Origin of the sequence: Photobacterium malacitanum, assembly GCF_900185615.1 — a bacterium.
GTDB classification, from domain to species: Bacteria; Pseudomonadota; Gammaproteobacteria; order Enterobacterales; family Vibrionaceae; genus Photobacterium; species Photobacterium malacitanum.
On sequence record NZ_FYAK01000030.1, the window covers coordinates 1 to 1,923 of the forward strand.

At 46.9% G+C, this 1,923-nt stretch carries 2 tRNA genes and 2 rRNA genes; all 4 read right to left on the minus strand.

The features are described 5' to 3' along the window. Positions 1–919 (minus strand): 23S ribosomal RNA (locus PMAL9190_RS19810); the annotation flags it as partial. Between the two features lie 325 nt (positions 920–1,244). Then, positions 1,245–1,320: transfer RNA gene (locus PMAL9190_RS19815), tRNA-Ala, on the minus strand. Positions 1,321–1,364: 44 nt separating this feature from the next. After that, positions 1,365–1,441 (minus strand) — tRNA-Ile (locus tag PMAL9190_RS19820). A 74-nt stretch (positions 1,442–1,515) separates the two neighbouring features. Continuing rightward, positions 1,516–1,923 (minus strand): 16S ribosomal RNA (locus PMAL9190_RS19825); the annotation flags it as partial.

The window sequence follows — 1,923 nt, forward strand, 5'->3', positions numbered from 1 at the left end:
TACTTACTGGTATTCGGAGTTTGCAAAGGGTTGGTAAGTCGGGATGACCCCCTAGCCTTAACAGTGCTCTACCCCCAGTAGTATTCGTCCGAGGCGCTACCTAAATAGCTTTCGGGGAGAACCAGCTATCTCCGAGTTTGATTGGCCTTTCACCCCTAGCCACAAGTCATCCGCTAATTTTTCAACATTAGTCGGTTCGGTCCTCCAGTAAGTGTTACCTCACCTTCAACCTGCCCATGGCTAGATCACTCGGTTTCGGGTCTAATCCTAGCAACTATGACGCCCAGTTAAGACTCGGTTTCCCTACGGCTCCCCTAAACGGTTAACCTTGCTACTAAAATTAAGTCGCTGACCCATTATACAAAAGGTACGCAGTCACCCAACAAGTGGGCTCCTACTGCTTGTACGTACACGGTTTCAGGTTCTATTTCACTCCCCTCACAGGGGTTCTTTTCGCCTTTCCCTCACGGTACTGGTTCACTATCGGTCAGTCAGGAGTATTTAGCCTTGGAGGATGGTCCCCCCATGTTCAAACAGGATATCACGTGTCCCGTCCTACTCGATTTCACTAATAAAGCGTTGTTGGTTACGGGGCTATCACCCTGTATCGCGGTACTTTCCAGAACCTTCACCTAACGCTGAACTAACTTAAGGGCTAATCCGGTTTCGCTCGCCGCTACTACCGGAATCTCGGTTGATTTCTCTTCCTCGGGGTACTTAGATGTTTCAGTTCCCCCGGTTCGCTTCATTAACCTATGTATTCAGTTAATGATACTTACTTATGTAAGTGGGTTTCCCCATTCGGAAATCCCAGACTCAAGTGGCTTTTACTGCCTAATCTGGGCTTATCGCAAGTTAATACGTCCTTCATCGCCTCTGACTGCCAAGGCATCCACCGTGTACGCTTAGTCACTTAACCATACAACCCCAAGAGGTCTTGTATGTTCAAACAACCAAGGTTTGCGTTTAACATTTCGATCAAGAAAATATTAAACATTGGTTTTTCGCCGGACTCATTTATTTGTCTTCACTTTAAAAAGTGAAAACAAAATCAAGACACTTGAATGTGTGTTGTTTTGAGAACTCGTTTTTATTCATAGAATAAAAACATTTTTAAAATCAATCTATCGATTGAATTTACTAGTCAGCTTTCCAGATTGTTAAAGAACATGTAATCATCGTTAGATAACCACTTTTTAAAAACACTTTTTACTCTCTATTGCAAGAGAAGTGTACTTAAAGAGTGGTGGAGCTATGCGGGATCGAACCGCAGACCTCCTGCGTGCAAGGCAGGCGCTCTCCCAGCTGAGCTATAACCCCAACGATTTAAAAGACTGTACCGCCACTTTTTCTGGGAGAAAAAGTGGTGGGTCTGAGTGGACTCGAACCACCGACCTCACCCTTATCAGGGGTGCGCTCTAACCACCTGAGCTACAGACCCAAGTCTTTTTGCGTTCTTACATTTTAACCAAGCAATCTGTGTGGACACTGCATAAAACAGCATAAGTCTTTAGGTAAGGAGGTGATCCAGCCCCAGGTTCCCCTAGGGCTACCTTGTTACGACTTCACCCCAGTCATGAACCACACCGTGGTAAACGCCCTCCCGAAGGTTAAGCTATCTACTTCTGGTGCAGCCCACTCCCATGGTGTGACGGGCGGTGTGTACAAGGCCCGGGAACGTATTCACCGTGACATTCTGATTCACGATTACTAGCGATTCCGACTTCATGGAGTCGAGTTGCAGACTCCAATCCGGACTACGACGTACTTTGTGGGATTCGCTTACTATCGCTAGTTTGCAGCCCTCTGTATACGCCATTGTAGCACGTGTGTAGCCCTACTCGTAAGGGCCATGATGACTTGACGTCGTCCCCACCTTCCTCCGGTTTATCACCGGCAGTCTCCCTGGAGTTCCCACCATTA